The 6995-nt window shown below is 57.1% G+C and carries 6 protein-coding genes and 1 pseudogene; 1 reads left to right on the top strand and 6 read right to left on the bottom strand.

All coding sequences use genetic code 11. The features are described 5' to 3' along the window. Together NH344_RS12160 and NH344_RS12155 are read right to left on the bottom strand one after the other, a co-directional pair. Positions 1 to 110 (bottom strand): annotated as a pseudogene (locus NH344_RS12160) (electron transfer flavoprotein subunit alpha/FixB family protein); the annotation flags it as partial. A 45-nt stretch (positions 111 to 155) separates the two neighbouring features. Further along, positions 156 to 905 carry an electron transfer flavoprotein subunit beta/FixA family protein gene (locus NH344_RS12155; protein WP_062373473.1) on the bottom strand — a complete coding sequence of 250 codons (750 nt, stop codon included), beginning with the start codon at positions 903 to 905 and terminating at the stop codon, positions 156 to 158. 374 nt (positions 906 to 1279) lie between these two features. Here NH344_RS12155 and NH344_RS12150 point away from each other — a divergent pair, with 374 nt between their 5' ends. Further along, positions 1280 to 2944 (top strand): electron transfer flavoprotein-ubiquinone oxidoreductase, encoded by a 1665-nt coding sequence (locus NH344_RS12150; protein ID WP_058577899.1) that lies wholly within the window; start codon positions 1280 to 1282, stop codon positions 2942 to 2944. Between the two features lie 40 nt (positions 2945 to 2984). On the opposite strand, the gene NH344_RS12145 is transcribed toward NH344_RS12150, so the two are convergent. From NH344_RS12145 to NH344_RS12130, 4 genes are read right to left on the bottom strand one after another with little or no spacing between them, the layout of a single operon-like run. Continuing rightward, positions 2985 to 5192 (bottom strand): ATP-dependent helicase, encoded by a 2208-nt coding sequence (locus tag NH344_RS12145; RefSeq protein ID WP_062360075.1) that lies wholly within the window; start codon positions 5190 to 5192, stop codon positions 2985 to 2987. After that, on the bottom strand, positions 5189 to 5749 hold the full coding sequence (locus NH344_RS12140; protein ID WP_089674952.1) for a DUF1285 domain-containing protein: 561 nt from the start codon (positions 5747 to 5749) through the stop codon (positions 5189 to 5191). The genes NH344_RS12145 and NH344_RS12140 overlap by 4 nt, the downstream gene beginning before the upstream one ends. Before the next feature lie 29 nt (positions 5750 to 5778). After that, on the bottom strand, positions 5779 to 6612 hold the full coding sequence (locus tag NH344_RS12135; protein ID WP_058577896.1) for a TatD family hydrolase: 834 nt from the start codon (positions 6610 to 6612) through the stop codon (positions 5779 to 5781). Between the two features lie 36 nt (positions 6613 to 6648). Beyond that, positions 6649 to 6984: a PilZ domain-containing protein gene (locus NH344_RS12130; RefSeq protein WP_058577895.1), complete on the bottom strand. Its 336-nt coding sequence runs from the start codon at positions 6982 to 6984 to the stop codon at positions 6649 to 6651. Positions 6985 to 6995 lie beyond the last annotated feature (11 nt).

Here is a 6995-nt window from a genome sequence, read left to right as displayed (position 1 = left end):
GCGACCAGCACATCGATATCGCCACCAATGGCTTGGGCCGCTGCCACGACGTGGGCGGTGGCGCTGGCCAACTGACCTTCATGCAGGTCGGCAAGTACCAGAATGCTCATAGAATTCACTCCTTTCAAAGCATGTCGATCAACGTCACGCCGACCTTAGATCACTTTGGCTTCGTTTTTCAGTTTGTCGATCAGCTCGTCAACCGAGGCGACTTTGATACCGCCTTTGCGCTCGGCGGGGGATTCCACTTTGAGCAGCGTGACCTTGGAAGCCACTTCCACGCCGTAGTCAGCGGGGGTTTTGACATCCAGCGGCTTTTTCTTGGCCTTCATGATGTCCGGCAGCTTGGCGTAGCGCGGCTCGTTGAGGCGCAGGTCAGTGGTGACGATGGCCGGAAGTGTCAGCGCGACGGTTTGCAGGCCGCCGTCGATTTCACGGGTCACGTTGACCTTGTCACCATCTACCGCGACTTCTGAGGCGAAGGTGCCTTGCGGCAGATTGGTCAGCGCAGCGAGCATCTGGCCGGTCTGGTTGTTGTCGGTGTCGATGGCCTGCTTGCCGAGGATGACGAGGCCGGGCTGCTCTTCGTCTACCACTTTGGCCAGCAGTTTGGCCACCGCCAGCGATTCGGCGCGCTCGTCGGTTTCAATGTGGATAGCGCGGTCGGCCCCCAGCGCCAGCGCGGTGCGCAGCTGCTCTTGGGCGGCCTTGGGGCCCACGGTCACGGCCACGACCTCGGTGGCCACACCCTTCTCTTTCAGGCGCACCGCCTCTTCCACGGCAATTTCGCAGAAGGGGTTCATGGCCATTTTGACGTTGGTAAGGTCTACATCAGAGTGGTCCGCTTTGACGCGGATTTTGACGTTGTAGTCGATGACGCGTTTCACCGCGACGAGTACTTTCATAGGTTCCTCGCTTGGCTCGTGATAGAAGCCGTTAACCTGACTAGGCGCCGCCACCTAGTGGCTGCGCTCAAAATTCATGCAAGCGTTTGATAGGCTAGCAAATGAAAAACCCTATCAATTTGCCACAGCCTACCCACCAGCAACAACTTTCTCTTCGTGCGGCCTTGGTCGTAGCCCGCCGGTATCGCTATTCGTACCGACACTTATAAAGTGTGCTTTTGCCATCGTAGGGGTGACCTGACACGGGTATTATGCCTATCATGGGAGATAACCAGAAGCAAACGACCGTTTTAAATTAAGGCCATCTTTTCATAAGCTAGTGCCCATTCGCTAGCTAGATACAGATGGCGCTTATGAGAATAAGGAGAAACCGGGTGGAAAACGTTGAACGCGATGTAATGGACTTTGACGTTGTCATCGTCGGCGCAGGCCCATCAGGGCTTGCCGCCGCCTGCCGCTTAATGCAGCAAGCCAACGAGGCCGAGCAAGAACTCACCGTCTGTGTCGTCGAAAAAGGCTCTGAGGTAGGCGCCCACATTCTTTCCGGCGCAGTATTCGAGCCGCGCGCATTGGCTGAGCTTTTCCCCGACTGGGAGGAGCGCGATGCTCCCCTTAATACACCAGCCGTTCGCGATGATGTGTATCTATTAAAAGACGCCGAAAAAGCGCAAAAAATTCCTAATGCGCTGGTGCCGAAAAGCATGCATAACACCGGCGGCGATTTAACTCGCTACGTGATTAGCGCAGGCAACCTGTGCCGCTGGCTGGCCGAGCAGGCGGAATCGCTGGGCGTTGAAATATTTCCTGGTTTTGCTGCTCAGGAAGTCATCATTGAAGATAATGTGGTGCGCGGCATTTTGATTGGCGATATGGGCGTAGGTGCCGATGGCACCCCCAAGGATGGCTATATGCCCGGCATGGAGCTGCGCGCTAAGTACACGCTGTTTGCAGAGGGCGCACGGGGCCACCTAGGCAAGCGACTGATCAATGACTTCTCACTGAATGCTGGACGCGACCCGCAGCATTACGGCATCGGCTTGAAAGAACTGTGGGATGTGCCCGCCGAGAAGCACGAACCCGGCTTGGTAGTTCACGGCTCCGGCTGGCCACTAGACAGCAACACCCACGGCGGTTGGTTCCTCTACCACGCGGAAAACCAGCAGGTGGTAGTGGGCCTGATTATGGACCTCGGTTACCAGAACCCGTGGCTTTCCCCGTTCGATGAATTTCAGCGCATGAAACACCACCCGGTGCTCAGCCAGTACCTGGAAGGCGGCAAACGGGTAGCTTACGGCGCACGGGCCATTGCCAAAGGAGGGTTCAACTGCCTGCCGAAAATGACCTTCCCCGGCGGCCTGTTGATTGGTTGTGATGCGGGCACCCTGAACTTTGCCAAGATTAAAGGCCTGCATACGGCGATGAAGTCTGGTATGGTCGCTGCAGAGAGCGTTTTTGAAGCCATCAAAGATGGCGATGAGGGTGGGCAAGAGCTTGCCAGCTTTACCAGCAAGTGGGAAGCCAGCTGGGCCTACCAGGAGCTGAAAGAGAGTGCGAGCTTCGGCCCTGCCATTCACAAATATGGCACGGTTGGCGGCGGCGCCTATAACTTCGTGAACCAGCTGTTGGGCAATAAACTACCCAACATTCATGACACCACTACCGACCACGGCGCGTTAAAGCCAGCCGCTGAGTTCGAGAAAATCAACTACCCGAAACCAGATGGCAAACTGTCGTTTGATAAATCCACCTCGGTGTTCTTGTCCAATACGAACCATGAAGAGGATCAGCCCTGCCACCTGCGCCTCGCAGACCCAGAGCTGCCGATTCGTGACAACCTGCCCAAGTATGCTGAACCCGCTCAGCGCTACTGCCCGGCAGGGGTGTATGAGGTGGTTGAGGATGATCAGGGCAAGCCACGCTTCCAGATTAACTTCCAGAACTGCGTGCACTGCAAAACCTGCGATATCAAAGACCCCGCCCAGAATATTACCTGGGTAGCCCCTGAAGGCGGTGGCGGCCCGAACTATCCAAATATGTAACAGGCCAAATATATAACAGGGATAGCAATGGTGCAGCTGGCTACGCTGGCTGCACCGGAGGCTCCATCACCTCAATAGGTGCACGGCGGGCGATGAGACGACGTCGCCCGGCTTGCACAAACCGCACATCAATCACCGGGTCGGACGGATTACCCTCTACTGCCGCCACTTCGCCTTCTCCAAACACTGCGTGCAGCAAGCGCTGACCGGGGTAGTAGTGGCTACCCGCTTGGTAACCAGCTGAAGACTCCTTCACCTGTGGTGCGGCTAAGGCAATGTCGGCGCGCCCTACTCTTTCCAAGTAACGGGCCACTAAGCTAGGGGATTGCACTTCTAACGGCGTATCTGGCGCCTGCTGATTGGCTAAACAAGCGGCGACACGCATACCATCCTGCCAGGCACTTTCGGCAATAAAACGGCTTGGCCGATGTGCACCTCCGTCGTGAAGAACCAGCAACTGCTCCTTGGCACGCGTGATGGCCACATAAAACAGCCGCCGCTCCTCCTCTAAGCGCTCATCATTCAGCGGGTTATCGCGGCTATAGTGGGGAAAGTCTTCTTCATTAACGCCTGCAACGGCCACTAGCGGCCACTCGAGGCCCTTGGCACCGTGCACGGTACTGACCAGCACGCCGCCAGCCTGATTCTCCACCGGACGTTCAAGTAGCTCAATGAAGGCATCTGGATCTTGTACGCTCTCAGCCTGCTCAATCAGCACGTCGAGCAAACGCACGTCCTCCTCTCCTTTATCGCGTCTAGCGGCGGCACGTTTCAGCGTTTTTTCAGCGTCAATCGCCTCTACCACATGGCCGAGCAATTTGGCCGGGGGCCATGCGTTAAGTTTGGGCAGCTCACACAGTAGCTCCCAGCGTTTTTTTAGCGTGCGCCGCTGTAACGGTTTTAGCGCTGCCAGAACGGGCTCGTGCCGCTCCGGCCACTGCTGGGTTGTCGCTAACTGGTAAGCCAGACGCTGCAGGCGTTCACGGGCGACAAAGGGGGTTGGCTGAGATAACAGCAGCAGCAACTGCTCTGGGTCGTGAAGCAGTTCTGGACGCCTGGAGAGTTTCAGATAACCTGCCAACGCCTGCACCAGGGGCAAGCGGAACACGAAGCGATCTTCTCGCAGCAGACGAAAGGGGATACCCGCCTGCAGCAAGGCAAGCTGGAAAGGCACCGAGAGCGCCCAGCTTCGCACTAGCAGGCTAGCATCACTGAGCGCCCTCCCCTGGGCCTGCCAGTCCATCAAGGCATCCAGTAACAGTCGGCTTCCTTGACCTACGGTTATGCGAGTATCGGGATTACCTGCTTCGGCCAAGCAGAGCTGATCGGGCCGACGCTGATTGGCCATGATGGCGTGGTTAGCCGTCAGCGCCAAGGCATGCCCGTGGCGAAAGGTCATGGAGAGCGGATAGTCGGTGGCTTTGCCGAAGGTGGCGGTAAAGTTCTCCAGCATCGTGTCTGGACGAGCACCGCGCCACTCATAAATACATTGGTTAGCATCGCCCACAGCCATCACATTCGCACTCGGCCCAGCAAGCACGGCCAGCAGCCGCTGCTGAACCGTATTGATATCCTGGTACTCATCAACAATCACATGATCCAAGAAACCTTCGACCCGCTTGCGGAGCGTGGCGTCCGCTTCCAGGGCCTGCAGTGGGCGGTAGAGCAGGTCCGCATAGGTCATGACGCCTTCAGCGTGCAGCAGACGCTCGGCTTCTTCGAAGGCCGTAGGAAAATAGTCGGTATCCGGCTCGTAATTAAGGCGCTCATAAAGCGCCGCCGCAGGCAGCATTTCGGCCTTCACTAGGCCACAAAAATGCGCCAACGCCTCTAGCCGATCACCTTCCAGCGCAGCGTCGCGACGATCTACCTGGCCGGCAAGCACATTTAGGCTAGCTTGACGAAGCAAGCGCTCCATTTGCCATTCAGCAGAGAGTAGCCGCCTGGGGGCGAGCGCTCCCCAGCGGCACAGGCTTTGGGTCAGCCGGTGGCCTAGGGAGTGAAAAGTACGAACGTCGGGCAACGGCTGGCCTGCTGAGGCCATGCTGGCTAGGCGACGCTGGAAGTCATCTTTCGCTGAGCGGTTAAACATCAGCACCAGCATTCGCTTGGGAGAAACGCCACTGCCTAACAGGTGGAGCACTCGGGCAGCCATGGTCGTGGTTTTACCTGCGCCCGCCACGGCGGCTACACGCGCATGCCCTTCCCTATGGTGAACAACAGCTTGCTGCTCGGCGGTTAACTTCACGGCGCCTCACTTGGCACGCTATCGCTCCACTGGCCAAGCAGGTGCCAGCTTCCCGCACTATAGAGCTGACACTCGCTCTGGCCTGACGAATTCTCTTGCACGCGCGCCTGCTCTACCAAGCGATAGAACACGTTGCGGTGCAGTCGAGCCGCTAAACCGAACCGGATAGCACATTCGGGCGCCATCTCGCCGCTGGGAGAAGCAGTCAACCTCATGGGGTGCTCGGCATCCAGACGTACTACATCGTCAAATTGAGTCTTTAGCCACCAGGCACCATCGTGGAAATCCGCTTCGACCACGACAAAGGGGCGGTCCACTACGGCAATGCGCCAGCGCTCCACGGGAGTGACCAGGCAGTATCCATCGGCATCCAGACGCAGTAGGCTGGAGAGCAGCTTGGCAATCGCAGGACGAGCAAACGGCTGCCCTTCATGCAGCCAGGAGCCATCCTCCTGAATCAGGATATCCATTTCTCCTGATAGCGCGGGCTGCCAGGTATCAACAGGGGGAATAGATGCTGAGCCTTCTGACTGCTGCAATAGTCGATCAATACTCATCACCGACCTCCAGTGGTTGTCACCGCGTGTTACACCACAAGCCCAGACTGTGCCAAGGCCTCTTTGACATGGGCAGGCGCGTCTGGTGCCGCAGCGCGGAACAGATGGTAAAAATTAACGGTCGTTTGCATGGCAACTTCATCCACGCTGATGCCTCGTTCACGCGCAATACACTCCGCGACTTCAACGACCCAGGCAGGCTCATTGGGCTTACCGCGATAAGGGACAGGGGCCAAATAAGGGCTGTCGGTTTCAATTAACAGCCGATCCAGCGGAAGCTGACGTGCCAGTGTTCTGAGCGATGCCGCATTACGAAACGTAATAATGCCGGAAAGAGAAATATAGAATCCAAGCCGAACCGCCTCCCGCGCCATGTCCAGGTCTTCAGTAAAGCAGTGGATGACGCCGCCCACCTGAGGATTGCTGTATTCACGCAGCAGCGCCAGCGTATCCTCTTTGGCCTCGCGGGTATGAATGATGACCGGCAACTCTAGCTCATTCGCAGCGATGAGATGCCGCTTGAATCGCTCATGCTGAACGCTGACAGGCACGCTCTCCTGGTAGTGATAATCCAGCCCTGTCTCACCAATCGCTACCGCTCCATACTGTTCAGCAGCCTCTACGATATCGTCCACCGTCGGCTCATTTGGCGCTTGGTGGAGCGGGTGAAGGCCCGCGGAAATAGCCACATCGTGATGTGCTCTAGCAATGGCGGCCAAGCCCGGCAGCTCTTCTAACGTCGTAGAGATGGCTAAAAACTGGCTAACGTTGGCAGCACGGGCAGCATCCAACGTGGCGGCCACATCGCCGCCATGTGTATGCTCTGATAAACGGTCTAGATGACAGTGAGAATCAACAAACATGCAGTGCTCTTTGGAAGTAAATAGGAGGTAGCTAGCTTAGAGCGTAAACGAGGGAGGCGCTTTATCAAGCTGCCCGGCTAACAGGGTCTCGATACGGTCACGCACAGAGTAATCTTGCTGACTAAAGTGCACGCCAATGCCTGGCAGTCTTCGGCCACTAACACCTTCTGGCGAGATCCAAATCACCTGACCGGTGACGGAGAGTCGCTCGCTCTCCCCTGGCAGCGTTAGCAGCAGTACAACGGGTTGCCCGAGGCTATACAACGTTTTGGTAGGCACAAAAATACCGCCTCGATCCAAAAACGGCATATAGGCAGATAGCAGCGTGGGCACGTCGGGTATCGTTAAAGAGAGTGCTTTTTGAGCAGCCATCACTACCTCAT

This window comes from Halomonas sp. Ps84H-12, from assembly GCF_024124725.1.
Classification (GTDB): Bacteria; Pseudomonadota; Gammaproteobacteria; order Pseudomonadales; family Halomonadaceae; genus Vreelandella; species Vreelandella aquamarina.
The sequence above is the reverse complement of the archived record's forward strand: the minus strand, read 5'-3'. Positions and strand labels throughout refer to the sequence as shown.